The following is a 23,212-nucleotide window of genomic DNA, read 5'->3' as shown; positions in this document are numbered from 1 at the left end:
TCAGTCCTCATCGAGTACGGCGCTCAGGCGGACCCGGCGCTTGGGTGCTTCGTCTTTTGGAACAGTGCCCACGATCCCGGCCGTTTCATCCGGTACCTCGAACACGATCAGCGGTTCGCCGACGTTGATGGTCCCGCCCGGCTCGCCGTGAATACGCACCACTCTACCCGCCTGCGGGCTGGGCAATTCGAGGGAAGACTTCGTCGTTTCGAGCTCCACCAAGGGCTGGTTCCGTTCCACTTGTTGCCCCGGTTCCACCAGCCACTCCAGCACGGTTGCCTCGATGAGACCTTCGCCCAGATCGGGGAGGGGGAAGGAAATTTCAGCCACGGCGGTACTCCAGTACTCGTTGGATCCCATAGAGGATGCGATCGATGTTGGGAATGTATTCGTCCTCCAGGTCTCCGGAGGGGTAGGGCACGTCAAAACCGGTGACGCGTTCCACGGGCGCCTTCAATGTGTCGAAGCACTGCTGCGTGATGAGTTGCGCGACTTCGGCGCCCAGGCCTGAGGTCAGCGGCGCTTCATGGACGACGACGGCGCGACGCGTCTTGGCAACCGAGGCCGCCAACGCCCCGGCGTCGATGGGCTTGAGCCACCGCAGGTCCAGGACTTCGACGTCGATCCCGTCTTCGGCGGCGAGCTCGGCTACCTGCAGGCACCGGGCAACCATGGCGCCCCACGCGACGAGGGTCAGGTGCCTGCCTTCGCGGGCCACCCGCGCCCCGGTGAGGCTGCCGCCGTCGTCGTCAGTTCCCTGTGCCGGGACCGCGGTGGTGACGTCCACCGGGCCTTTTTGCCAGTAGCGCGACTTCGGCTCCATGAAGATGACCGGGTCCGGACGGGAGGCCGCGTATGTGAGGAGGTGGTAGGCCTCATGGGGCGTGGAGGGGGACACCACCTTGAGCCCGGGCACGTGGGCGAACAGCGCCTCAAGGCTTTCCCCATGATGCTCGGGAGCCCGGATCCCGCCGAAGCTGGGAACCCGCAGGGTGATCGGCATGGGCAGCGTTCCGCGGCTGCGGTAGTTCATCCGGCCGATCTGGCAGACGATCTGGTTGATGGCAGGGTAGGCGAAACCGTCGAACTGGACCTCGGGAATCGGGTGGAAACCGGCCATTGCCAACCCCACGGACATGCCGAGGATGCCGGACTCGGCCAGCGGAGTATCGAAGACGCGGTCTTCGCCATGACGGGCTTGCAGTCCGTCGGTGACCCGGAAGACTCCGCCCAGCCGGCCGCAGTCTTCGCCGAAGACAACGGCTTTGGGGTTTTCCGCCAGGATGCGGTCCAGTGCCCGGTTGAGGGCTTGCTGCATGGACAGGTGCTCCACGGTGCTTGCCGCTTCGGGGCTTGTTTCCATCAGCGTCTCAGACATGGTCGGACTCCTTGCGCCAAGCGGCAGCTTGGGATTGAAGGTCGGGGGTGGGCTCCTGGAACACGTAGCTGAACATCTCCGCACCGGGACGCGGCCCCAACGCTTCGATACCGGCCCGGATGGTTTCCTCTTCCCGTTCAGCGCTACGCTGCGCCTCGGTAAAGAAGGGTTCATCGGCCGTGCCGTCAGCCAGCAGGCGCGTGCGGAACCGGACCAGGGGATCCTCCCCGGCGTCGGTGCGTTCCTCGTCCAGGGTGCGGTAGCGGCCGGGATCGTCGGCCGTGGAATGTGGTCCGCGGCGGTAGGTCATGGCTTCGATGAGGACCGGGCCGCTTCCTGCGCGGCAGTGGGCAAGTGCCCACTGCGTGGCATGCAATACGGCCTCGACGTCGTTGCCGTCTACCTGGCGGGACGCCATGCCGTAGCCGGCGGCCCGCGCAGCTACCGAACCTCCGGCTACCTGCCGCTCCGTGGGAACGGAGATGGCCCAGCCGTTGTTCTGCACGAAGAACACCACCGGCACTTTCATGACGGCGGCGAAGTTCATGGCTTCATGGACATCACCTTGCGACGATGCGCCATCTCCGAAGTAGGTAAGCGCAACGCCGCTTTCGCCGGACAGGGTTTGCCCGTGCGCCCAGCCGACCGCGTGCAGCACGGAGCCGGCCACCACGGCCTGGATGGGGGCGAACCGGGATTCCAAGGGGTTGTACATGCCGCCGTGCCACGTGGCCTTGTGGGTGGCCATGTAGTCCACCATGTCCAGGCCCATGGTCCGGGCCACTCCCATTTCGCGGTACGTGGGGAAGACGAAGTCCCGGCTGCGGTCAACGGCATAGGCGCTGCCCACCTGTGCTGCTTCCTGGCCGAGTTGGGGGGCGTAGCCAGGTATGATGCCTTGCCTCTGCCAGGCTATGGCGGCGGTATCAATGTGGCGGACGGCGGCCATGAGTGTGTACAGCTCGCGCAGCTGCTCAGGCGTGGTTGGGCCTGCGTCAGCGTCGGCGGGGAGAACCGAAGTGGATGTCATGGCTGTGACACTAATCACCAGCAGCGCCCATGCGCAATCAGCAACGTCCAAGCCAAACACTTTGTACAAATTGGCAAGAAAAAGAGGCTCCTTGCGATACAAAATGCAAGGAGCCTCTTTGATGTGCTGAGCAAGCGGCTACACCGCCTGTCGGTTACACGGCGCCGTCAGTTTCTTCGGCCCGGGCTTTTCCCGCCTTGGACCGGGCGTTGAGGTAACAACCCAGCGCAATGACCAGGATCAGCGCGGCAGTGCCGAAGAGCTGGGCCGCGCTCTCCGGGTTGGCAAAGCCGACGGCGAAGATAATGCCCAGGAGCACCAGGCCCACGATGGTCAGGACCGGGAAGCCCTGCATGCGCAAAGGCAGCTCAGTTCCCTCACGGTCCGCCCTGCGGCGCAGGATCAGTTGCGAGACGAGGGCAATGCCCCAGACCACCAGGCAGGTGGAACCAACCAGGTTCAGCAACGCAGGCAGGACCAGGTCGGGGAAGAGCAACTCCAGGACGGTGGCAATGAAGCCGAAAGCGACGGAAACTCCGACGGCGGCCACCGGCACCTTGGCCGGGCTAAGCCGGGACAGGAAGCGCGGAGCCTCACCGCGCCTGGACAGCGAGAACACCATGCGGGACGCGCCGTAGAGGTTGGCGTTCAATGCTGAGAGCAGCGCGACGACTGCCACCAGGGTGATGGCTGCACCTGCCCCGGGAATGCCGGCCAGGTCCAGTACTCCGGCGAACGGGGACTTCAGGCCCTCGGACCCCACGGGCAGGATGGCGGCGATGACGAACACGGAGCCGATGTAGAACACCAGGATCCGCCAGACCACCGTGCGGATGGCCTTGCCTACGCTGTGGGCAGGATCTTCGGTTTCTGCTGCAGCCACACTGACGATTTCCGTGCCGCCAAAGGCGAAGATCACCACGAACAATGCCGCCGCAATGCCGCCGATGCCGTTCGGAGCGAAGTCGCCGAATGCTGACAGTCCGGGGGAGGGGGCGCTCGGGAGCAAGCCGAGCAGCAGTGCTGCGCCAATGAGCAGGAAGATCACGATCGCGGCCACCTTGAGGATGGCGAACCAGAATTCGAACTCGCCAAAGTTGCGCACGCCCACAAGATTGATGCCGGTAAAGACCACCATGAAGATCAGGGCCAATGCCCAGACCGGCACCACCGGCCACACGGAGAACAGCAGCCCCGCGGCGCCAAGCGCTTCGGCTGCGATCACCACTACAAGCTGCAGCCACCAGAGCCAGCCGATGGTGCCGCCGGCGGTCTTGCCGAGGGCTTTCTCCGCATACACCGAGAATGCGCCGCTGTTGGGATTCGCGGCTGCCATCTCGCCCAGGGCCCACATGACCAGGATGATCAGTGTTCCGGCAACAAGGTAGGAGATCAGGACGGCCGGGCCTGCCGCTTGGACGCCCGCTCCCGAGCCAAGGAAGAGGCCTGCGCCGATAGCGCTGCCCAGGCCCATCATGGTGAGCTGGCGGGGCTTGAGTGAATGGCCGAGGCCGGAAGTTGGAGCAGGAGCCGTCATGGACTTCATTGTCATACGTGTCTACCTTCTATGGGTTTCATCAGGTTTGGCGTGCTTTCCTCTTGGGATGGCACGCAGGCGTCGACGACGCGGCAAGAGCCGTGGAATAATTCTCGCAGTTTGTAAGATACATCACTTTTTGCCGTAGCGAAGTGATGCGTAATGATTCCCCGGGGACAGGAACTTTGATGCTGGTCGATGATCTTGATGCAAAAATTGTACGTTTCTTCACTGACTCGCCGCGATCTTCCGTGCTGGAAGCGTCAAGGGTTCTGAAGGTAGCGAGGGCCACCGTGCAGTCCCGGATCGACCGGATGATCGAGAACGGCGTCATTGGTTCCTGGGTGCCGCAGCCCGATCCGGCCAACTTCGGCTTCCCCGTCGTGGCCTTTTGTTCGGTGACCATCACCCAGGAAATCGGCCATGACGCGATCATCGAGAGCCTCAGTGCCATTCCGGAGATCATCGAGGTTCACACCGTGACCGGAAACTCGGACCTCATGGTGCGCATAGCGGCCCGTTCCAACCCGGACATGCAGCGGGTGCTCGATGCCATGATCGCCACCAAGTCAGTGGTCCGCTGCTCCTCGGTTATCGTGCTGAACAGCCACATCCAAGGCCGCACCCTGCCGCTGATGGAGGCTGCCGCGAAAGCTATGTGACGCAAGGCATTTTGAGCCTGGGCCGGCGAGTCGTACCATTAGTTCTAGTCAATCTGACTTTAACTAAACGGAGCCCGGCTCCGTACGGCGATGAAGCGAGGTGAACGCCGTGAACGTCAACTCCGCGAACGTCGCCGAACGGCGCCTTGCACCGCCGTCGTTGGCTATTTCAACGGTGATTTTTGCGCTGCGGCCCAGCGAAAAGTCCGGACGCCCCACCCTCTGGCTGCCCCTGGTGCGCCGGATCCGCGAACCCTACAAAGGTCAGTGGGCGCTCCCCGGCGGACCCCTCGCCCACGACGAATCCCTCCAAGATGCGGCCTCGCGGAACCTGCGGGAGACCACAGGCCTGGCTCCGCAGTACCTGGAGCAGTTGTACGCGTTCGGGGGGCTGCACCGGTCTCCGAGCCAACGCGTCGTCTCGATTGTCTACTGGGCGCTGGTCCGCCCGACCGAAGCTGCGCTCGCCGACGAATCGGAAAACGTGCGGTGGTTCCGGGCGGACAGGCTCGGGGAACTGGCCTTCGACCACAACGCGATTGTGGACTACGCCCTGTGGCGCCTTCGCAACAAGATGGCCTACGGCTCCATCGCCTACCACCTGCTGGGCGAGTTCTTCACGCTGGCACAAGTCCGCGAGGTCTACGAGGCCGTCCTGGACCGCCAACTTGATCCGGCCAACTTCCGCCGGCAAATCAAAAGCACACCGGACATTGAAGAGACCGGTGAATACCTGCAGGGCGGGAAACACCGCCCACCCCGCCTCTACCGCTTCACCGGAACGCCCGGCCTTGGGCCAGATAACAGGAGTACACCATGAGCAGCGTCAACACTGCCGTCCAGCTGATCACGCGCGAGGAAGCCGAAAAGGGCTCATCGGGCGCAGGAGCCACTTGCAGCCCGGCGTTGGCGAAGGGTCCCTGGGAGTACGACCTCGCCGAATCCCTGGCCGGTGTCCCCGCATACGGCCCGGGTGCCTCCAGCGCCGACGTCGCCCCCTTGGCAACCCCGCGCCAGGGCCAGCTGCCCGAAGAGTACAAGCTGGCCTCCGAGGCCGAGCTGGACCGGCGGATCCGTGCCGCCAGGGAAGCGCTGGGGGACAGGGCAGTGATCCTGGGCCACTTCTACCAGCGTGACGAAGTGGTTCAGTACGCCGACTTCGTGGGCGACTCCTTCCAGCTGGCCAACGCGGCACTCACCAAGCCGGATGCAGAAGCCATCATCTTCTGTGGCGTTCACTTCATGGCCGAGACCGCGGACATCCTCTCCACGCCTGAACAGGCCGTCATCCTGCCCAATCTTGCTGCCGGTTGCTCCATGGCGGACATGGCGGACGAAGATTCCGTGGAGGAATGCTGGGAACAGCTGGAGGAAATCTTCGGCACCGACACCGACGAACACGGCCGGGTCCCGGTCATCCCTGTGACCTACATGAATTCCTCGGCTGCGCTTAAAGCCTTCTGCGGCCGCAACGGGGGCATCGTCTGCACGTCCTCCAACGCCAAAATCGTGCTGGAGTGGGCCTTCGAGCGGGGTCAGCGTGTCCTGTTCTTCCCGGACCAGCACCTGGGCAGGAACACAGCGAAGGCCCTGGGCGTGCCGCTGGAACAGATGCCCATGTGGAACCCCCGCAAGGAGCTGGGCGGTAACGACGCACAGACGCTCGTGGACTCCCGGGTGATCCTCTGGCACGGTTTCTGCTCCGTGCACAAGCGCTTCAATGTGGCCCAGATCGAGAAGGCGCGCCAGGACTTCCCGGGCGTCAACGTGATTGTCCACCCGGAGTGCCCCATGGAAGTGGTGGACGCCGCCGATTCGGCAGGTTCCACCGACTTCATCAAGAAGGCCATCGCTGCCGCGACCGAACCCACCACGTTCGCGATCGGTACCGAGATCAACATGGTGAACCGGCTCGCAGCGGAAAACCCCCAACACACCATTTTCTGCCTCGACCCCGTCATCTGCCCGTGCTCCACCATGTACCGGATCCACCCCGGCTACCTCGCCTGGGTGCTTGAGGAACTCGTGGCCGGGCGGATCGTCAACCGCATCACCGTGGACGACGCTGTGCAGGACAACGCCAAGATCGCGCTCGAGCGCATGCTGGCAGCCAAGCCGGCCTGACCAGGTGCAGACCACCGGATTCCCGGACTAGCCGAATCGAGACCCGCATGACCTCGAACCCCATCTCCGCCGCGCATCCCGCGGACGCCCGGACGTTGATCGTCCTCGGCAGCGGCATCGCCGGACTCTACGCAGCCCTCCTCGGAGCCGAGGCCGGAGCCCAGGTGACGCTGCTGACCAAAGGCGGGCTGGAGGAAAGCAATACCTGGTTTGCCCAGGGCGGCATCTCAGCCGTCCTGGAGGAGCCTGCCCCCGGAGATACCGTGGCAGCCCACATCGAGGACACCCTCAAGGCCGGTGCCGGGCACTGCGACCCTGAAGCGGTCCGGGTGTTGTGCACCGAGGCGCGGGAAGATATTGCCGGATTGGTCCGGTTCGGCGTGCGCTTCGACAGCGACGACGACGGCGACCCCGCCTTGGGGCTCGAAGCCGCCCACTCCGCGCCGCGCATCCTGCATGCCGGTGGCGACGCGACAGGCGCCCGGGTGGCGGCTGCGCTGATTGGCAGCGTGCTCGAATTCCGGTCTGCCGGGCGGATCCGGGTAGTGAGCCGGGCCCACGCCACCTCCCTGGTCCAAACGGATGGCCGGATCTCCGGTGTGGCCTACGTGCAGGATGGTCAGCCGGTCACCGTCCAAGCCGATGCCGTCCTGCTTGCTACCGGGGGAGCCGGGCAACTGTTCGCCCAGACCACGAATCCGTCCGTGGCTACTGCCGACGGACTTGCGTTGGCGTGGCGGGCCGGAGCAGCCGTGTCCGACCTGGAATTCTTCCAGTTCCACCCCACCTGCCTGGCCCGTCCAGCCGGAGCACCGGGTGGGACGGAGCCGTTGCTGATCTCGGAAGCCGTGCGGGGCGAGGGTGCGCTCCTGCTGGACGCCTTCGGTCAGCGGTTCATGCCTGACTACCATCCCGACGCCGAACTTGCTCCCCGTGACGTTGTCTCCCGCAGCATCGCCCTGCACCTTGCTGCCCTGGGGGACCCCAACGGACACGTGTTCCTTGATGCCACAGTCATCGAAGCCAAACGCGGCAGCGGCTTCCTCGAGAAGCGCTTCCCCACCATCTCCCAACGCACCCGTGAAGCGGGCTTCGATTGGACCAGGGAACCCGTTCCCGTGGCGCCCGCGGCCCACTACTGGATGGGCGGCGTGGTGACGGACCTGCACGGGCAGACCTCTGTTCCCGGTTTGTATGCCGCCGGTGAAGTTGCCTGTACCGGTGTGCAGGGGGCTAATCGCCTGGCAAGTAATTCGTTGCTTGAGGGGCTGGTGTTTGCGCGGCGGGCAGTTAGGGCAGCGGTTGATGCGGTCCCTCTGCGTGCTGGCTCGGCCGCGGGCGGCCTCCCCTTGACGCACGCTGCCGGGACCCCCTCACCCGCGGACGGGGCTCGGCCGCCGTCGGAATATGCGGGGACTGAGCCGTTTTCCCGGGGCGCCTTGCAGCGGCTCATGACGGCCAAGGCCGGGGTTCTTCGCAGCGGAGTGCTGCTGGCCGAGGCGGAGGCCGCCCTGGATGCCTGGGCCGACGGCCCGCTTCCCGCAGCCGGCGTCGCTTCGACCGATGTCCGCGCGCACGAGGATGCCAACCTCCTGTTGGCCGCCCAACTGCTGGTGCGGGCGGCACGGGCACGGCGGCAATCCCTGGGAGCGCACTACCGAAGCGACACAGCGGCCGCACCCGCCGTCGTCGACCATTCTGACAAGCCACACTCCATGAGCCCGAAAGCGAGCCTCGTCCATGACTAACCTCACCCTCCCCGCGGCGGCCGTCCGGGACATCCTGGAGCGTGCCTTCGCCGAGGACGCGCCCAACGGAGACATCACCTCACAGCTGTTGATCCCCGCGGACGCCCGCGCAACCGCAGTCCTCAACGCCCGTGTCCCCGGAGTCTTGAGCGGTGGAACCGTCTTCCGCGACGCGATGAAACTCATCGACCCGGACACTGACGTTCAGCTCCTGCTCGGGGACGGTGACACGTTCGACGCCGGCACCCACCTGGCGCGGGTCAGCGGCAGCGCGCGTTCAGTCCTGATGGCCGAACGGGTGGGACTCAACCTGGTCCAGCGCATGAGCGCAATTGCTACGAAAACCGCCGAATTCGTCCGTCTGGTGGAGGGAACCCGGGCCCGGATCACCGACACCCGCAAGACCACCCCAGGGCTTCGTGTCCTGGAACGGTACGCCGTCCGCTGCGGCGGGGGAGCGAACCACCGTTACAGCCTCTCCGACGCCGTGCTGGCCAAGGACAACCACCTCGCCGTCATGACGGGCGGGGATCCGAAGAAGCTCACCGCACTTCTGGCGGCAGCGAAAGCACAGCTGGGCCACACCACCCACTTCGAAGTGGAGGTAGACCGGGCAGACCAGATTGAGCCCGTCCTGGCAGCGGGTGTGGACACCATCATGCTGGACAACTTCACTCCCGAGGAACTTCGTGCCGGGGTGAAGCAAGTGGACGGACGGGCGATCGTCGAAGCAAGCGGCAACGTCAACCTGCACACGGTGGCGGAAATCGCCGCGACGGGAGTTGACGTCGTCTCGATCGGTGGACTCACGCACAGCGTGGCCGCGCTGGACCTGGGGCTGGATGTCGAGCTGGACATCGCGCCGGGAACCGACCCCGTCCGGCCATGATCTTCCTGGACGCAGCCTCCACCACTCCGGTCCGCCGTGAAGTGTTGGAAGCCATGTGGCCCTATCTCAGCGGCGAATTCGGCAACCCATCCAGCCACCACAGCCTGGGTGAAGCCGCTGCCTCCGCGCTCGCAGACGCCAGGTCCGCCGTTGCGAAGGTCCTTGACTGCCGCGCCGGAGAAATCACCTTCACGTCCGGCGGCACTGAAGCGGACAACCTTGCCGTCAAAGGCATCGCCCTGGCACGGCAGGCAGCAGACCCGTCCCTGAACCGCGTGGTCATCAGCGCCGTCGAACATCCGGCAGTGGAGGAATCGGCGCGCTACTTGGAACGCGTCCACGGTTTCACCGTTGACGTGGTCCCGGTGGACGGCGACGGGCTGGTGACCGTGGAAGCCCTCGGCGCGGTCCTCCGCCGGGAGACGGCTTTGGTCAGCATCATGTACGCCAACAACGAGGTGGGCACTGTCCAACCCGTGGCGGACCTTGCCCGGGCGGCTCACGCGTTACATATCCCGTTCCACACGGACGCCGTCCAGGCCGCGGGCTGGTTGCCCCTCGATGTGAAAGCCCTCGGTGTGGATGCCCTCAGCCTGTCCGGGCATAAGCTCGGTGCGCCCAAGGGTTCGGGCGTGCTTTTCACCAAGGGGCGCTTGCGTCTGGAACCGCTGATCCACGGAGGAGGGCAGGAACGGGGCCGGCGTTCGGGAACCGAGAACGTTGCCGGTGCCGTTGCGGTCGCGACAGCATTGAACCTGAGCCACGCCGAAGCCGCTGCCGCATCTGCGGACGTGGCTGCCCTGCGCGACAACTTCATCGCCGCGGTACGGGAAGCAGTGCCGGGAGCCGTCCTCACCGGCCATCCGTCCCGGCGCCTGCCCTCGGTTGCGTCGTTCTGCTTCCCGGGAACCAGCGGGGAATCCGTGCTCCTGGAGCTTGAACGGCTCGGGGTGGTGTGCTCCAGCGGCTCGGCCTGCGCAGCTGGTTCCGATGCTCCGTCACCGGTGTTGCTGGCACTGGGCATCAGCCCTGAAACGGCACAGACTGCCGTACGCTTCAGTTTTACCTCTGCCGTCACCGCTGCCGAACTGGAGCATGCAGCCGCAGCGGTGGCTGCCGCCGTCGGGCGTGTCCGCAACCTGGTAAACCACCCCAAGTAGGTCGCAATTGTGCACGTTTTGACCCGTCAAAACGTGCACAATTGCGACGCAGTTGGGTGCGCTGCTAGACGTGGCGGGCGCGGCGGAAAATCCAGTGCCGCAGGAGGGTGAACCGGACGGCGGTGGCAACAAAGCCGGAGAGCGTCGTTGTCCAAAGTTCCTCGCTGACGGTCGCCTCGGGCCGGAGGAGATGCAGGATGCCGAGGCTCCCGCCGGTGATGAGCAAGGCTACGAGGATCACAATGACGCCGCTCAAATGGTCATTCGCCCGCCGCTTGCTTCCCGTGATCTTGAAGGTCAGCCTGCGGTTCAGCGCCGTATTCAGGAGCGAGGTGAGGACCAGCGCGATTGCGTTGGCGATCTGCGGATCAACCCAGGGACGCAGCATCGCGTAGATGGCCAGCGAACTCGCGGTGCAAATGATCCCGACGCCGGTGAAGCGGATGAGCTGCCGGATCACCGGGTATCGCAGGAGCCCTTTTCGCCTGTTCAGGCGGTGCCGTACCGCGGGGGTTCCGGAGGTGGCGTGCCGCGGCTCAGTGGTTTCCGCGGCAGTCTCCATGGCTTAAGCCTTGCACACTATGCGTGCGGACCTTCCCATCGTGCGGCGATGACAGGGTTCCGGAGCTCCCCGATGCCCTCCACGCGGCACGCCACCGTATCCCCGGGTTGGATGCGGGCGCACTCTGCCGGGAAACCGGTGAGCACCAGGTCGCCCGGCCGCAATGTCATGAAGGACGTCAGGTAGACCATGATCTCCTCCACCTTCCAACCGAGGTCGGCGGAACTGGCCGGCGTCAGTTGGTTGCCGTTGTGGACGATGCTGATTTCCAGGTCCGAGTCGTCGAGTGCGGTGACGATCCACGGGCCGGCAGGAGTGAAGGTGTCCTGGCTCTTGGCGCTGATCCACAATTCATCGGTCTTCTGGAGGTCGCGGGCGGAAACGTCGTTTCCGATGGTGTAGCCCAGGATTGCCGACCTCGCCGTTTCCAGGGTCAGGCCCCGGGCGGTGGAACCCACGACGACGGTCAGCTCGGCTTCGGGGTCGACGTAGCCCACTGCGGAGCTCAGCTGGATGGCATCGCCTGGCCCGATCACGCTGGAAGCCGCCTTGTGGAATGCCTGCGGAGGCAAGTCCCGGCCGGGCTGGCCCGTGTTGTGGGCCATGCCGAAAACGTTGACAGGGACGGACGGTGCCAGGAAGCGGAATGATGCTTCCTCCACCACTGCGCCCACTTCCCAGCCGGGCCTTCCGGGACTCGCTGCGTTGGCCCTGGATCCCGGGAACGGGGACTGCACCAGCGTCCAGCGCTTTCCTTCGTCGGAGTCGAAGTCGGGCGCATCGTTGGCGGCGAAGAATTGCTCGTCGGGGCTGTTCGGTTCCAAAGGTTGGATGCGGGCGATGCGCCGGGGAAGCGGGGAAGTCATGAAGACATCCTACGTCCTCTGCGGGGCCGGCCCGAACACTCCCCAACGGGACCCGCACGTGGCGCGTAAAGAAGCCGGCAGCACATGGATAGAATCCAGTTCATGCGCCTCGCGATCATAGGGGCGGCCCTGCTGGCAGCCGGAGCAGTGGCCGTAGTAACAGGGATTCTTCCGTGGTCCGAAGTGCAGGTCCTGGTTGCCCGCGTGGGGCCCATCATGGGTTTCGTCGCGGCGATGACCGTGGTCACCGACCTGGCCAGCGATGCCGGTGTTTTCCAATGGGGTGCTGACCGGATCCGTCGATGGGCCAGCGGCCGCAGTTACGTTTTGTGGCTGCTGTTGGCGGCCATGGCCGTCCTGAGCACCATCTTCCTTTCCATCGATACCACGGCGGTGCTGCTGACTCCCGTGGTGGTCACGGTGACGCGGCAGACAGGATTGCCCGTCCTTCCCTTCGCACTGGCGACCGTATGGCTGGCAAACACAGCGAGCTTGCTCCTGCCGGTATCGAACCTGACCAACCTCTTGGCCCAGCACAACCTTGACGGGATCAGTCCTGCCGGGTTCGCAACGCTGATGTGGGCCCCTTCGCTGGCGGCCATCATCATTCCGCTAGCCTTCATCGCAGTAGTCTTCCGGCGTGACCTGCAACGAAGGTATGCCCCTGGTCCAAAGAAGATGATCGACCCCGGTTCCCGGACCTCCATCCCTGGAAAGCACCGGGCGGACCGCATCCTGCTGCCGGGGACGGCCGCGGTACTGGTACTGCTGCTACCGGCTTTGGTGTCGGGGCTTCCAGTGTGGCTCCCGGCTTCCATCGCCGCCGTCGCTCTGCTGGCCCTGTTCGGGTTCCGTCGGCCCCGCTCACTCACCATAAATCTGGTCCCGTGGTCCTTGCTGCTCTTTACCTCAGGGCTGTTCCTGGTGATGGAGGCCGCCCGCTACCTTGGATTGCCCGAGCTGGCAGGCCAAGTGGCCGGCAGGGGTGAGGGTTTTCCCGAACTGCTGCGGCTTGCTGCCACGGGCGCCCTGGCGTCCAACGTCGTGAACAACCTCCCGGCCTACTTGCTGGTGGAACCGCTCGCGGACACACCACTGCGGACGGCGGCCCTGCTCATTGGGGTCAATGCCGGGCCTCTTATTACTCCGTGGGCCTCGTTGGCCACCCTGCTGTGGCATGACCGCCTGCGCAAGATGAACGTGCTGATCAGCTGGCGGGGCTTTGCGCTGTACGGGATGATCGTCGCACCCGTGACCCTGGTGGCCGCAGTGGCCTTGCTGGCCCTCACGGCTCGAGTGGCATGACGTTGAGGGACTAGGCCGGAAGATATAGCTCGCCCACCGGCACTTCCGCCGCCAACCTGTTCGCCGGTCCCGCCAACGGGCAGGCCCACGCTTCGTCATACGCACACGACGGGTTGTAGGCGAAGTTGAAGTCGAGAATGAATTCCTGCTCCACACCAGCGTGGCGGAGTCCGTGAAAGGACCCCTTGATCGTGTCCAGGAGATAGCGTCCAGCGCCGTAGCTGCCCCCTTCCTTGCCGGCAGTGGCATCACGGAACGGCACGAAGATGCCGCCACCGTAGCTGCGCAGCCGCCAAGCCGCCAATGAACCCAGGCCCGGCAACTCGAACGTGCCGATCCGTACAAACGGGACCACGCCGTCCGTTCCCGTGGAGACGTTCATTTCCTCGCCGACGCCTTCCGGCAGCAACGGGGCGTACATCCGGAAGGAGGGATCATAATCGGCGGTCCGTAGCCCGGCGAAGGAAGCTTTCATCGCGTCCGTCAGCGCTGAGGCGGGATGCGTGGCGAACATGCGGTCACGTTCGTGCCGCCAGTGGTTATGGGCATCGAAAGGGTCCGTCGCTGCAAGCTTCCGGACCTCGTCATACAGGGCGAAGGTCCGCAGCCGCCAGTCCACGATGTCCACAGCGGAGATGGTGGAGACGCCGTCGTCGAATTCTTCGTTTTCTTCGGGAGCCATGACCACAGCCTAGCCCCCGCCGACGGCGGTGAAAGCCCGGTGCCCGGTAGGTGCTACTGTCGCTGGAGGCCAACCCGCAGCCCTGCGTTGGCCCCTGACCCCAACAGCGGCACTACACCCAGCCCGCCGCGACCTTCCGGAGACCAATGGAACGCCACGTATCTGCCCAACTCGTCTTCAAGACAGCAGCGAACACCAAAGTTGCCATGGCCATCGCCGTAGCCGCCAACCCTGGCTATGAGTCGCTGAGCGAGACCCTCGCCATCGAATGCGGGGGGACAGAAGTGCCCTACAAGGAATTGCAGGACCATCACGGCGGGCGGTTCCAATACATGGAATTCAGCGAGCCCAGTGAAGTCACGGTGAACTACAGTGCGGACGTGGTTGGCCGGGGAATAGCGGACAGTGCGGACCCGATGGAACTTATCCGCTATGTCCGTCCCAGCCGCTACGCGGAGTCGGACCGTTTGCTGCCCACTTCCTATGCAGAGTTCGGAACGATGCAAGGTGCCGGATTGCTCGAGGCCGTGCGCAACTGGGTGAACGGTGAATTGCGCTACGTCAGCGGGTCCTCGCGGGGCACGGACGGGGCTGTAGAGACCCTGCTCCACAGGCGCGGCGTGTGCCGGGACTTTGCACACCTCGCCATCGCGCTCCTGCGGTCCAAGGACGTGCCTGCACGCCTGGCCGCCGTCTACGCCCCCGGCCTCAGCCCCATGGACTTCCACGCAGTCGCGGAAGCGTACATCGATGGCGCGTGGCACGTGATCGACCCCACAGGGTTGGCTCCGCGCGAAGCCATGCTGCGCATCACCGCCGGAAGGGACTCCTCGGACACCGCGTTCCTTTCAACGGTCGGCGGCAGCCTCACGCTCAAGACCCTGAAGGTCGCCGCAACCGTGGAAGGTGAGCTGCCCGTGGAAGACCCCGGGCAGCTGATAACCCTCGGCTAGGCCAGCGGCCGGGCGCCCGTGCCGGATTGCTGGTGCCCGGCGACGGATGCCCGCAGCTTGTCCGTCAGGCGAAGCAGCTCGCGTTGCTCTTCGGCCGTGAGCGCCGGTGCTACCAACTGGGCGATTTCCCGCACGTGGTCGCGGCCGATCGACTTCTGCAACTCGCGCCCGGCCTCCGTGAGGGACAGCAGGACTCCGCGGCCGTCGTCGGGGGCTGTTGTCCGCTCCACGAGTCCCCGCTTTTCAAGGCGGTCCACCAAGCGGCTCAGGCTCGACTGGCTCAGCAGCACTTTGTCGTTGATCTCGTTCAGCCGCAGTTGGCCCGAAGGGCAGCGCGATAGCGTGAAAAGGACGTCGTACTCGTTGACCGGCAACGACTTGAACGCCGAACCGGCTTGGAGCTTCCGCATCACCGCCACCTGGGAGCGGAAGAGCGACTCCCAGGTTTCGGCGGCAAGTCGGACTGTGGAGGAAGCCGAAGGGCCGGACATCAGGACTCCCGACCAGCGGTTCCGGCGGCAGCGGACTCGCTGACGTTGGCCTCCAGGGCTGCGGCCACGCGGGAGGCGTGCGTCGGGGCGTCCGGAACGTGGGCCGGCTTCAAGGCAGCGTACTCCTTGCGCAGGACCGGAAGGACTTCCTCTCCGAAGAGGTCCAGTTGCTCCAGGACCGTCTTCAACGGCAGGCCGGCGTGGTCGATCAGGAACAGTTGGCGCTGGTAGTCACCGAAGAACTCACGGAACGTCAGGGTCTTCTCAATGACTTCCTGCGGGCTGCCGACGGTCAACGGCGTTTGCGAGGTGAAGTCCTCCAGCGACGGGCCGTGTCCGTACACGGGTGCGTTGTCGAAGTAAGGGCGGAATTCCTTCACCGCGTCTTGCGAGTTCTTCCGCATGAAGAACTGCCCGCCCAGGCCGACGATCGCCTGGTCTGCCTTGCCGTGCCCGTAGTGCTCGTAGCGCTCGCGGTACAGGCCGATCAGCTGCTGGTAGTGCTCTTTGGGCCAGAAGATGTTGTTGGCGAAGAAGCCGTCTCCGAAGTAGGCAGCCACTTCCGCGATCTGCGGCGTGCGGATGGAGCCGTGCCAGACGAAGGGGGCGACGCCGTCGAGCGGGCGCGGTGTAGACGTGAAGTTCTGCAGCGGGGTGCGGAACTTGCCGGACCAGTTCACCGTGTCCTCGTCCCACAGCTTGCGCAGCAGGCTGTAGTTCTCGATCGCCAGTTCGATCCCGTCCTGGATGTTCTTGCCGAACCAGGGGTAGACGGGGGCGGTGTTGCCCCGGCCCAGGACCAGGTCCACCCTGCCGTCTGCCAGGTGCTGCAGCATCGCGAAGTCCTCGGCGATTTTCACCGGGTCATTCGTGGTGATCAGGGTGGTGGCCGTGGAGAGCGTGATGCGTTCGGTCTGGGCCGCGATGTAGGCCAGGGTGGTGGTGGGGGAGGAGGAGAAGAACGGCCGGTTGTGGTGCTCGCCCAACGCGTAGACGTCCATGCCGATTTCTTCGACCTTCTTGGCAATGGCTACGGAGGCCTTGATGCGCTCGTGTTCGGTGGGGGTGCGGCCCGTGGTGGGGTCAGTGGTGATGTCACTGACGCTGAAGACGCCGATCTGCATGGTGTTGCCTTTCTCCCTGCCCGTGGTTCAGGCCTCCGGATTGAGGGGGGCCATATGTCACAGTGTAGCTGAAAATAGATGCATTTGCATGTATCGCTGTGTGTAACAGGGCAGGGCCGGGAAATGTTCCCGGCCCTGAGAGATGGGCAGTGAGGCGCTATTCGGCGGGGTTGTGGGCCGCCCGGCGCCCCGAGATCCGGGGCACGGCCCCCGTGGTCCAGTCGGCGAAGGCATCGCTGCCGCCGTTCCCGGCAGGAACATCGGGCCGGACCTGCAGGGCTTTCTGCAGGTCCTTCTTCTCCCTGCGGCCCTCCACGAGCTTGTACAGGACGGGAACCAGGACCAGCGTCAACGCCGTGGAGGAGATCAGCCCGCCGATCACCACGATCGCCAAAGGCTGGGAGATGAACCCGCCGCCGCCGGTCAAACCCAGCGCCATGGGAGTCAGGGCGAACACGGTGGCCAAGGCCGTCATGAGGATGGGGCGCAGGCGCTGGCGGGCACCATGGGTGATCGCCTCGGCAACGCTCATGCCGGCCCTGCCGTCATGCGGTTTGCGGTACTGGTTGATGAGGTCGATCAGGACGATTGCGTTGGTCACCACGATGCCCACGAGCATCAGCATGCCGATCAGGGACGGCAGTCCCAGGGGAACTCCGGTGAGCAACAGCAGTCCCACCGCGCCGGTGGCCGCGAACGGCACCGAAACGAGCAGGATCAGTGGCTGGATGAGGGACTTGAAGGTGGCCACCATGATCACATAGACGATCGCGATGGCAGCCAGGAGCGCCAGGCCAAGTTGCCGGAAGGACTCCGCCTGCTGGGTGGTGGCACCACCGATAGTGGCTGTGACTCCCGCGGGCAGCTCTACGGAGGCGAGACGTTCCTGGACCGCAGTGCTGACGCTGCCGAGGTTTGAGCCCGACGGCGTCACAGTCACCTTGGCCGTGCGCTGGCCGTTGCTGCTGGTGATGGAAACCGGCGTGTCAACCTGCTCGACGGCGGCTATGGACTCCAGCGCGATTGGACCGCGCGCAGTCGGCAGCTGGAGGGCCCGCACCGCAGCGATGCTGGTGAAGCGTGTTCCCTTGCCGATCCGGACCGGATAGTCATTGGTGTCGATCCGCACTGTTCCGGCCGGGATCGGGCTGACTGTGGACGCCAGGAAGCCACCCACCTGTTCCTCGGTGAGGCCGGCGGCCACGGCCTTTGCCCGATCCACGCGTACCTGGACCACGGCTTGGCTGGCTGCAAGGTTCGTAGCCACTTCGGTGCTGCCCGGAACGCCTTCCATGGCCTTCACCATGGCATCGCTGGCCGTTTGCAGGTCCGCCGAGTTCGCAGCCCTGATGGTGATGTCAACGGTGGAGGATGTGCCGAACCCGCCCTGCTGGGATCCTACGGTGATCTTTCCCGGCAGGCCTTCAAGCTTGCTGCGGACATTGTCCTGGAGTTTTTTCTGGTCCACCTTCTCGTCCGTCACCACGGTAAACGTTGAGTTGGAAGCGCCCGTGGAGGTCAGCGCGGCAAAACCCGTTTGGGCGTTGCCGGAGGTCACCTGGACGTCCTTGATGCCCTCCGTGCCCCTGAGGAGGTCCTCCACCTTGGCAGCTTCCGCGCTGGTGGCGTCCAGGCTGGTACCGGCAGGCAGGACCTGCCGGACGGTCATGCTGTTTTCCCCGGAACGTCCCAGCAGGTCCGTAGCCAGCAGGGGAGAAACAGCCACGGTGGCGACCAGGATCAGTGCCGCGGCGCTCAGTGTGATCACAGGGTGTTTCTGCGTTGTGGCCAGGATCGGCAAGTAACCGCGCTGGAGCCTGCTCTTTTGCTCGGCTTCCCTCGCCCGTGCGGCAATGGTCTTTGCATCGGGGATTGCAGCGCCTGCGGCAGGCGGCGTGCTCTTCGCTGACGGGGACGCCAGGAACCAATAAGCAAGTACGGGGACGATGGTCAGCGAGACCAGCAAGGAAGAAAGCAGCGCGATGGTGACCGTCAAGGCGAAGGGCCGGAACAGCTCGCCCGCCAGGTCTCCGACGAAGGCGATCGGAAGGAACACGGCAACTGTGGTGAGCGTCGAGGCAGTGATGGCTCCGGCCACTTCGCGGATGGAGGTGACGATGGCCGTCAGCTTGTGCTCGCCGTAGCTCAGGTGCCGTTTGATGTTCTCAATCACGACGATCGAGTCGTCCACCACCCGGCCGATCGCGATGGTGAGCGCACCCAGGGTCAGGATGTTCAGTGAATAGCCGGTTGCGGAGATGCCGATGAAGGTGACCAGCAGCGACAACGGAATGGAAACCGCGGTCACCAAGGTGGACCTCACGGACATCAGGAACACCAGGATCACGGCCACCGCAAAACCGAGCCCGAGAAGTCCCTCGGTAGTGAGGTCCTTGATGGACTTCTCGATGAAGGGTGCCTGGTCAAAGACGGGGGTGAAGGCGGCGTTGCTGCCCAGCTCCGCTTCCATGGGCGCCAGGGCCTCACGCACGGCATGGGAGATCGCCACGGTGTCGCCCTCAGGCTTCTTCGTGACCGACAGCGCCAGTGTCGGTTTGCCGTTGGTGCGGGTGATCGAGGTGGCGGGGTCGTCCTCGATGCTGACATCGGCGACGCTTCCGATGGTGGCCGCTCCCTTTGCGCTCTCCAGTGGCAGTGCCTTGATGATCTCCAGGGAATCGACAGGGCTGCCCAGCTGGAGGGACAGCGTCTTGCCCTGGTCCTCGATGGTGCCTACCGGAACCAGGGTCCCGTTGTTCTTCAAGGCCGCGCTGATGGACTGCACCGACGCGCCGGAGCCGGCAAGGTCTGCAGGGCGGGGCTGGACCAGGATGTGCTGGGTCGCTCCGCCCGTTACGTCGGCGCCCCGGACGCCGTCGATTTTCTGCAACCGTGGAACGCTGAGGCGCTGCAGGTCAGCGTTCAGCTCGCTCAGCGGCTTATCCGAAGACACCGCCAGGTACACGATCGGAAAGTCGCTGATGTTGCCGGCGATTGACTGCGGTTCCACATCGGCCGGCAGAACTCGCTTCGCATTGGAGATGGCACGGTCGATCTGGTTGCGTGCCCTGTCCAGGTTGGAACCGTAGGTGAACACCATGGTGATCTGGGAGACACCGTTGCGGGACGTCGACGTCGTCGACTCGAGCCCCTCGACGCTGTTGAGGGCTGTCTCCAGCGGACGGCTGAGCTGCTTGTCCACCACTTCGGGAGAGGCTCCCGGCATGGAGGTAACCACCGTTATCTGCGGGAACTCAATCGACGGAATGAGTTCCTGCTTGAGCGAGCCCATGGTGATCACGCCGAACACCGCTGCAAAGACGGTGATCAGCGCGATCAGGGCCCGGTTTCCCAGGGACAACGTGGCCAAGCGGAACATTGCAAAGTCTCCTGAGATCTACGGAGTATTCGATTGGCGGGAACGGGTTCCCGTGGGGCGGTGCGGAGATCAGCTCCGAAGTGCCGGTGCGCTGTCCAACTGCAGGGACCGCGCGGTGCCCGCCTCAAGTTCTGCGGCAAGCGCCGGGTTGTCGTTCAGCTTTACGCCGTAACCGGGCATCATGTCTTTCAGCTTGGACTGCCAGCCCTTGAAGTTCTTGGGGAAGGACTTCTGGAGCAGCTCGATCATGATCGGTACTGCCGTTGATGCTCCCGGGGAAGCACCCAGCAGGGCGCCGATCGAGCCGTCCCGTGAGGCAATGACTTCCGTGCCGAACTGCAGGATGCCGCCCTTTTGCGGGTGTTTCTTGATGATCTGAACACGCTGGCCGGCCGTGATAAGTTCCCAGTCCCCGCCCGTTGCCTCGGGGTAGTACTCGCGCAGGGCCTCGACCTTGGCGTCGTGGCGCTTGGCTACTTCCTTGATGAGGTATGCCGTGAGGTCCATGTTGTCCTTGGCAACCGCAAGCATGGGAATGATGTTGCCCGGGCGGATGGACAAAGGTAGGTCCAGGTAGCTGCCGGACTTCAGGAAGTTCGTGGAGAAGCCTGCGTACGGTCCGAACAGCAGGGAACGCTGGCCGTTGACGTAGCGGGTGTCCAGGTGGGGAACGGACATGGGCGGCGCGCCCACGGAGGCCTGGCCATAGACCTTGGCATTGTGCCGGGAGGTGATGGAGGAATCGTTGCAGCGGAAGAACTGGCCGGAAACGGGGAATCCGCCGTAGCCCTTGCTCTCCGGGATGCCCGAGGCCTGGAGCAGGTGCAGTGCGCCGCCGCCGGCGCCCACGAAGACGAACTTGGCGTGGATCTTGCCGTGCTCGCCGGATTTGGCGTGCTTAATGGACAGATCCCAGCCACCGCCGGACGCGCGGCTGATGTTGGTGACATCGTGCCCGAAGTTCACTTCGGCACCGCTGCTGCGCAGGTAGCCGGTGAGCTCACGGGTCAATGCACCGAAGTCGACGTCGGTTCCTTCCGCTGCGCGGGTAGCCGCCACGCGCTGCTTCGGGTCGCGGCCCTTGACGATCAGCGGAGCCCACTTGGCGATCTGGGCCTGGTCCTCGCTGTATTCCATGCTGCGGAAGAGGGTGTTGGGCTTGAGTGCTTCGTAGCGTGTCTTCAGGAAGTTGGCGTGGTCATCGCCGATCACGAAGCTCATGTGCGGGACCGTGTTGATGAAGCCCTTGGGCGAGCCGATCACCTTGCTGTCCACCAGGTGGGACCAGAACTGGCGGGACAACTGGAACTGTTCGTTGATGTGGATCGCCTTGGTGGGATCCACGGAGCCGTCCTTGGCTGCGGGGGAGTAGTTCAACTCACACAGGGCGGCGTGGCCGGTGCCTGCGTTGTTCCATGGGCCGGAGCTTTCCAGGCCGGCTTCGCCGAGGCGTTCGAACATGGAGATGGTCCAGGTGGGTTCAAGTTGCTTGATGAACGCACCGAGGGTGGCACTCATGATTCCGCCGCCAATAAGGACGACGTCGGCATGTTGAGTCTTGGAAATGAAGGTCACGATCAATCTCCGTTAGCGGCGGCACTGGCTGTCACAGAATATCCCCGTGCGAGTCCAATACTGAAATTGCAGGGAATCGTCAAGGCTTTAAGCGGACGTTCGTAAAAACTTCATTGAGAACCGGGGAAGCGGGATAGCTTTCCACCTTGTTGGAGAGCGCCAGGGCGGAGATGGGGAAGGCGATCGGAACTGCCGGGACGGAAGCGGCGATCGCGGCATTGATCGACTGGTACTCCGTGTTGCGGCCGTCACCGGAGGGCAAGGCGCGGGCACGTTCGATCTTGTGGAACACGTCTGCGTCGAAGTAGTTGAACTCGGCACGCTGCTCACCGAAGAGCGGACCCAGGAAGTTGTCTGCGTCGGCATAGGAACCGTTCCAGCCGAGAAGATGCAGGGCATGGTCGCCCGGGGACTGGACCTTCTGGAGGTAGCCGTCTTCCCAATCGATCGGGACCGGTTTGACGTTGATGCCCACGGCCACCAGCTGCCGGCTGATCTCTGCATAGATCTTCTCGGGCGTAGGGAGGTAGGCCCGAGTGGCATTGAGCGGATAGTGGAACTTCAAAGGCTCGCCGTCGTAGCCGGCTTTCTTGAGGAGTTCCTTTGCCTTCTCAGGGTTGTAGCCCAGGGAAGGAGCGTTGTTGTTGAAGCCGCTGAGTTTCGGCGGGACGAACTGGGAGGCCTGGGCGGTGTTGTCGATGAAGAAGCGCCGGATCAGCGTCTCTTTGTCGATGGCCATCTCGATTGCCTGCCGGACCTCGAGTTTCTCCAAGGGAGCTACGGCTTGGTTGATTCCCAAATACATCACGGAGAAGGGGTCCCGCTGGATGATCTGGACTCCCTTCTTCACGAGCTGGTCGAACGTCCCGGGGGTCACGAGGTCGTAGGCGTCGATCTTCCCGTCCAGCAGCGCCTGCTGCCGCGTTTCGGCACGGTCATACGGGATGAAGTTGATGGTGGCAATTTGCCCGCGGTTTCCCCAATAGGCCTCATTCGTGGTCAGGGTGACCTTCTGGTCATCCCATGAACCGAACTTAAAGGGGCCCGTGCCAACCGGGTGGGCTGCGTAGGCGGACACCGCCTGACCGTTTCGAACGGTGTCAAGGATGTTGGCTTTCTGTGCTTCCAGGGCCGTTGGCGATGAGATCGCAAAGGCCGGCAACGTCAGGGCCTGGAGGAAACCGGTGAAGGGACGGGTGAGGTTGATCTGGACTTTGTTTGGCGCTTGGACCGCACAGTCCTTGTAGATGGAAAAGACCGGTTCGTCGGAGTAGGCCTTGAAGACGCCCTGGAAGGAGATCCCCGGTGCTTGCTTTCGCAACGCGGCCGGGAACGTGAACCACCGGTTGAAGTTGGCACAGACCGCTGCTGCATCAAACGGGGTGCCGTCGTGGAACCGGACGCCTTCGCGCAGGGTGAAGTCGTAGCTCAGGCCATTGTTGCTGTCCTGCCATTCGGTGGCGAGCAGGGCAGTGGTCTGCCCGGTGGAGCCGTCCACGCCCACCAGTCCTTCAAGGACTTGACGGGTCACCCGGTAGGCCTCGGAATCCGCGGTCATCGCCGGATCCAGGCCCAGAGGCATGGAAGCGGTCCCGAAGTTGAACGTTTCGGTAGGGGCAGCGGGAGTGGAACTGCTGGTGGAAGAGGACGGTGCGGGCCCGGGTGTTCCCGTGCACGCTGCGAGTCCCATCACCAGGAGCAGGGCGCCGCACTGCTTCGCCAGACGCCGCGTCTTGCTGCTTGCCAC

General features: G+C 64.4%; 20 protein-coding genes. 8 read left to right on the top strand and 12 right to left on the bottom strand.

Annotated features, from left to right (window positions below; genetic code table 11):
- The 4 genes from AUR_RS03110 to AUR_RS03095 all read right to left on the bottom strand — a co-directional run bounded on the left by AUR_RS03110 (window position 1) and on the right by AUR_RS03095 (window position 3,960).
- Window positions 1-330 carry a biotin/lipoyl-containing protein gene (locus AUR_RS03110; RefSeq protein ID WP_062097124.1) on the bottom strand — a complete coding sequence of 110 codons (330 nt, stop codon included), beginning with the start codon at window positions 328-330 and terminating at the stop codon, window positions 1-3.
- Window positions 323-1,378 carry an alpha-ketoacid dehydrogenase subunit beta gene (locus AUR_RS03105; protein WP_062097123.1) on the bottom strand — a complete coding sequence of 352 codons (1,056 nt, stop codon included), beginning with the start codon at window positions 1,376-1,378 and terminating at the stop codon, window positions 323-325. Before AUR_RS03105 ends, AUR_RS03110 begins: the two co-directional genes overlap by 8 nt.
- A complete protein-coding gene (locus AUR_RS03100) occupies window positions 1,371-2,408 on the bottom strand; it encodes a thiamine pyrophosphate-dependent enzyme (RefSeq protein WP_062099236.1) in 1,038 nt (345 codons plus the stop codon). Before AUR_RS03100 ends, AUR_RS03105 begins: the two co-directional genes overlap by 8 nt.
- A 154-nt stretch (window positions 2,409-2,562) precedes the next feature.
- Entirely contained in the window at window positions 2,563-3,960 is a 1,398-nt protein-coding gene (locus AUR_RS03095) for an amino acid permease (protein WP_062097121.1), read from the bottom strand.
- A gap of 173 nt (window positions 3,961-4,133) precedes the next feature.
- On the opposite strand from AUR_RS03095, the gene AUR_RS03090 reads away from it, so the two are divergent.
- The 6 genes from AUR_RS03090 to AUR_RS03065 all read left to right on the top strand — a co-directional run bounded on the left by AUR_RS03090 (window position 4,134) and on the right by AUR_RS03065 (window position 10,528).
- Window positions 4,134-4,607: an Lrp/AsnC family transcriptional regulator gene (locus tag AUR_RS03090; RefSeq protein WP_021470945.1), complete on the top strand. Its 474-nt coding sequence runs from the start codon at window positions 4,134-4,136 to the stop codon at window positions 4,605-4,607.
- Between the two features lie 100 nt (window positions 4,608-4,707).
- Window positions 4,708-5,427 (top strand): NUDIX hydrolase, encoded by a 720-nt coding sequence (locus AUR_RS03085; protein WP_062097119.1) that lies wholly within the window; start codon window positions 4,708-4,710, stop codon window positions 5,425-5,427.
- On the top strand, window positions 5,424-6,731 hold the full coding sequence (nadA, locus tag AUR_RS03080) for a quinolinate synthase NadA (RefSeq protein WP_062097117.1): 1,308 nt from the start codon (window positions 5,424-5,426) through the stop codon (window positions 6,729-6,731). The genes AUR_RS03085 and nadA overlap by 4 nt, the downstream gene beginning before the upstream one ends.
- A gap of 47 nt (window positions 6,732-6,778) precedes the next feature.
- Window positions 6,779-8,479 carry an L-aspartate oxidase gene (gene nadB, locus AUR_RS03075; RefSeq protein ID WP_062097115.1) on the top strand — a complete coding sequence of 567 codons (1,701 nt, stop codon included), beginning with the start codon at window positions 6,779-6,781 and terminating at the stop codon, window positions 8,477-8,479.
- Window positions 8,472-9,368 carry a carboxylating nicotinate-nucleotide diphosphorylase gene (nadC, locus tag AUR_RS03070; protein WP_062097113.1) on the top strand — a complete coding sequence of 299 codons (897 nt, stop codon included), beginning with the start codon at window positions 8,472-8,474 and terminating at the stop codon, window positions 9,366-9,368. Before nadB ends, nadC begins: the two co-directional genes overlap by 8 nt.
- Window positions 9,365-10,528, top strand: coding sequence for a cysteine desulfurase family protein (locus tag AUR_RS03065; protein WP_021470940.1), 1,164 nt, complete (start codon window positions 9,365-9,367; stop codon window positions 10,526-10,528). The genes nadC and AUR_RS03065 overlap by 4 nt, the downstream gene beginning before the upstream one ends.
- Window positions 10,529-10,592: 64 nt before the next feature.
- On the opposite strand, the gene AUR_RS03060 is transcribed toward AUR_RS03065, so the two are convergent.
- Both AUR_RS03060 and AUR_RS03055 read right to left on the bottom strand, forming a co-directional pair.
- On the bottom strand, window positions 10,593-11,090 hold the full coding sequence (locus AUR_RS03060; RefSeq protein ID WP_062097111.1) for a GtrA family protein: 498 nt from the start codon (window positions 11,088-11,090) through the stop codon (window positions 10,593-10,595).
- 17 nt (window positions 11,091-11,107) lie between these two features.
- Complete coding sequence (locus AUR_RS03055; RefSeq protein WP_062097109.1) at window positions 11,108-11,956, bottom strand: fumarylacetoacetate hydrolase family protein; 849 nt, start codon at window positions 11,954-11,956, stop codon at window positions 11,108-11,110.
- A 102-nt stretch (window positions 11,957-12,058) separates the two neighbouring features.
- Between AUR_RS03055 and AUR_RS03050 the strand changes: the two genes are divergently transcribed.
- Window positions 12,059-13,261 carry an SLC13 family permease gene (locus AUR_RS03050; RefSeq protein ID WP_062097108.1) on the top strand — a complete coding sequence of 401 codons (1,203 nt, stop codon included), beginning with the start codon at window positions 12,059-12,061 and terminating at the stop codon, window positions 13,259-13,261.
- A gap of 10 nt (window positions 13,262-13,271) precedes the next feature.
- On the opposite strand, the gene AUR_RS03045 is transcribed toward AUR_RS03050, so the two are convergent.
- Window positions 13,272-13,943 (bottom strand): DUF1684 domain-containing protein, encoded by a 672-nt coding sequence (locus tag AUR_RS03045; protein WP_062097107.1) that lies wholly within the window; start codon window positions 13,941-13,943, stop codon window positions 13,272-13,274.
- A 146-nt stretch (window positions 13,944-14,089) separates the two neighbouring features.
- On the opposite strand from AUR_RS03045, the gene AUR_RS03040 reads away from it, so the two are divergent.
- On the top strand, window positions 14,090-14,896 hold the full coding sequence (locus tag AUR_RS03040; protein WP_021470935.1) for a transglutaminase-like domain-containing protein: 807 nt from the start codon (window positions 14,090-14,092) through the stop codon (window positions 14,894-14,896).
- Here AUR_RS03040 and AUR_RS03035 read toward each other — a convergent pair.
- The 5 genes from AUR_RS03035 to AUR_RS03015 all read right to left on the bottom strand — a co-directional run bounded on the left by AUR_RS03035 (window position 14,893) and on the right by AUR_RS03015 (window position 23,212).
- Complete coding sequence (locus AUR_RS03035; RefSeq protein ID WP_062097106.1) at window positions 14,893-15,387, bottom strand: MarR family winged helix-turn-helix transcriptional regulator; 495 nt, start codon at window positions 15,385-15,387, stop codon at window positions 14,893-14,895. The genes AUR_RS03040 and AUR_RS03035 overlap by 4 nt on opposite strands.
- The gene (locus AUR_RS03030) at window positions 15,387-16,511 is read right to left on the bottom strand and encodes an LLM class flavin-dependent oxidoreductase (RefSeq protein WP_021470933.1); all 1,125 of its coding nucleotides are present in this window, start codon (window positions 16,509-16,511) and stop codon (window positions 15,387-15,389) included. Before AUR_RS03030 ends, AUR_RS03035 begins: the two co-directional genes overlap by 1 nt.
- Before the next feature lie 157 nt (window positions 16,512-16,668).
- Window positions 16,669-19,890 (bottom strand): efflux RND transporter permease subunit, encoded by a 3,222-nt coding sequence (locus tag AUR_RS03025; RefSeq protein WP_062097105.1) that lies wholly within the window; start codon window positions 19,888-19,890, stop codon window positions 16,669-16,671.
- A 69-nt stretch (window positions 19,891-19,959) separates the two neighbouring features.
- Window positions 19,960-21,465 carry a malate:quinone oxidoreductase gene (locus tag AUR_RS03020; RefSeq protein WP_062097103.1) on the bottom strand — a complete coding sequence of 502 codons (1,506 nt, stop codon included), beginning with the start codon at window positions 21,463-21,465 and terminating at the stop codon, window positions 19,960-19,962.
- Between the two features lie 79 nt (window positions 21,466-21,544).
- Window positions 21,545-23,212: an ABC transporter substrate-binding protein gene (locus tag AUR_RS03015; RefSeq protein WP_128397042.1), complete on the bottom strand. Its 1,668-nt coding sequence runs from the start codon at window positions 23,210-23,212 to the stop codon at window positions 21,545-21,547.

The organism is Paenarthrobacter ureafaciens, from assembly GCF_004028095.1.
In the GTDB taxonomy this organism is placed as follows: domain Bacteria; phylum Actinomycetota; class Actinomycetes; order Actinomycetales; family Micrococcaceae; genus Arthrobacter; species Arthrobacter ureafaciens.
This window is presented reverse-complemented; position numbering and strand designations above follow the sequence as displayed.

Coding starts and splice junctions, on each gene's coding strand:
- AUR_RS03025 (WP_062097105.1), bottom strand. CDS start 19,890: ATGTTCCGCTTGGCCACGTTGTCCCTGGGAAACCGGGCCCTGATCGCG.
- nadC (WP_062097113.1), top strand. CDS start 8,472: ATGACTAACCTCACCCTCCCCGCGGCGGCCGTCCGGGACATCCTGGAG.
- nadB (WP_062097115.1), top strand. CDS start 6,779: ATGACCTCGAACCCCATCTCCGCCGCGCATCCCGCGGACGCCCGGACG.
- AUR_RS03030 (WP_021470933.1), bottom strand. CDS start 16,511: ATGCAGATCGGCGTCTTCAGCGTCAGTGACATCACCACTGACCCCACC.
- AUR_RS03045 (WP_062097107.1), bottom strand. CDS start 13,943: ATGGCTCCCGAAGAAAACGAAGAATTCGACGACGGCGTCTCCACCATC.
- AUR_RS03095 (WP_062097121.1), bottom strand. CDS start 3,960: ATGACAATGAAGTCCATGACGGCTCCTGCTCCAACTTCCGGCCTCGGC.
- AUR_RS03050 (WP_062097108.1), top strand. CDS start 12,059: ATGCGCCTCGCGATCATAGGGGCGGCCCTGCTGGCAGCCGGAGCAGTG.
- AUR_RS03100 (WP_062099236.1), bottom strand. CDS start 2,408: ATGACATCCACTTCGGTTCTCCCCGCCGACGCTGACGCAGGCCCAACC.
- AUR_RS03105 (WP_062097123.1), bottom strand. CDS start 1,378: ATGTCTGAGACGCTGATGGAAACAAGCCCCGAAGCGGCAAGCACCGTG.
- AUR_RS03035 (WP_062097106.1), bottom strand. CDS start 15,387: ATGTCCGGCCCTTCGGCTTCCTCCACAGTCCGACTTGCCGCCGAAACC.
- AUR_RS03090 (WP_021470945.1), top strand. CDS start 4,134: ATGCTGGTCGATGATCTTGATGCAAAAATTGTACGTTTCTTCACTGAC.
- nadA (WP_062097117.1), top strand. CDS start 5,424: ATGAGCAGCGTCAACACTGCCGTCCAGCTGATCACGCGCGAGGAAGCC.
- AUR_RS03040 (WP_021470935.1), top strand. CDS start 14,090: ATGGAACGCCACGTATCTGCCCAACTCGTCTTCAAGACAGCAGCGAAC.
- AUR_RS03060 (WP_062097111.1), bottom strand. CDS start 11,090: ATGGAGACTGCCGCGGAAACCACTGAGCCGCGGCACGCCACCTCCGGA.
- AUR_RS03065 (WP_021470940.1), top strand. CDS start 9,365: ATGATCTTCCTGGACGCAGCCTCCACCACTCCGGTCCGCCGTGAAGTG.
- AUR_RS03055 (WP_062097109.1), bottom strand. CDS start 11,956: ATGACTTCCCCGCTTCCCCGGCGCATCGCCCGCATCCAACCTTTGGAA.